Here is a 1,278-nt window from a genome sequence, read left to right as displayed (position 1 = left end):
CCCGCGCCGCCGTCGCCGGCGACCCGCTCGGCGCGGGGGTCGTCGACGGCGCGCAGCGCCTCGGCCACCATCGCGTCGGGCTCGTTGATGGCGCGCTTGACGCCGGAGGAGACGAGCGGCTTGCCGGCGAAGCGGCCGCGCTCCCGGACGCCGACGTCGACGGCGAAGATCACGGCGCTGGCGCCGGCGATGACGTCGGCGGGCAGCGGCGTCGCGCCCGAGGAGCCCTGGGTCTCGACGACGACCTCCACGCCCGCGCGCTCGCCGGCGGCGACGAGGGAGTCGGCGGCCATGTACGTGTGGGCGATGCCCGTGGGGCAGGCCGTGACGGCGACGATCCGCCGGGCGCCGGTGGCGGACGCGACGGGCGCCTCCTGGTCGACGGTGGCGGCGGCGTCGGCGGCCACGGCGCCGGACGCCGTCGCGGGGGCCGCGGCGCCGTCGGCGGTGCCCGCACCCGCCGCGGGGGCGGCCGGGGCCTTCGGCTGGGCCGGGGCCAGCACCTCGTCGACGAGGCGCACGACGTCCTCCGCGGACGACGCCTCGCGCAGCGACGCCGTGAAGGCCGGCCGCACGAGCGCGCGGGCGAGCTTGCTCAGCAGCTTGAGGTGCTGGCTGCCGGCGCCCTCGGGGGCGGCGATGAGGAAGACGAGGTCTGCGGGGCCGTCGGGGGCGCCGAAGTCGACCTTCCGCTCCAGGCGGGCGAAGGCCAGCGACGCCCGGGCCACCCCGGCCGTGCGCGCGTGCGGGATGGCGATGCCGTTCGGCAGGCCCGTCGGCGACGACGCCTCGCGGGCGAGGGCCGCCCGGGCGAGGTCCTCGGTGCCGTCGGCGCCGGCGGTGCGGCCGGCGTCGCCGACCAGCGCGGCGAGGCGGCGGACGACGTCCTCGCTCGTGGCGCCGAGGTCGGCGTCGAGCGCGACGAGCGCGGGGACGAGGAGGTCCTCGCCCCCGGACGCGCTCGCGGCGCTGGTCTCTGCGGTGCTGTGGCTCATCGGTGCCTCTCGGGTCGTCGTCGATGACGGTGCGGGGGACGGGTGGTGCACGACGTGGTGCGGGGCTGGTGCTCGGTGAGGTGCTGGTCGTGGTGGCGCGGGGGGGCGGGTCAGGAGGGCCCGGCGGGCGCCGGGTCGAGGTGGAGGGGCTCGAGGTCCAGCGGCGCGACCTCGACGAGGTCGGCGCGCACCTGCTCGGGCCGCGGCAGCGCCGAGCCGGGCAGCGCCGCGGCGGCGGAGCCGTGGGCGACGGCGAGCCGCAGGCGCTCGGGCGCCTCGAGGC

The 1,278-nt window shown here is 79.7% G+C and carries 1 protein-coding gene; it reads right to left on the bottom strand.

The annotated features are described in order from the left end of the window. Window positions 1-995 (bottom strand): fructose PTS transporter subunit IIB (locus HLB09_RS17280; protein WP_171204516.1); only part of this gene is annotated, 995 nt, incomplete at its 3' end. Window positions 996-1,278: the final 283 nt, after the last annotated feature.

Source organism: Pseudokineococcus marinus, assembly GCF_013004605.1.
GTDB classification, from domain to species: domain Bacteria; phylum Actinomycetota; class Actinomycetes; order Actinomycetales; family Quadrisphaeraceae; genus Pseudokineococcus; species Pseudokineococcus marinus.
This window is presented reverse-complemented; position numbering and strand designations above follow the sequence as displayed.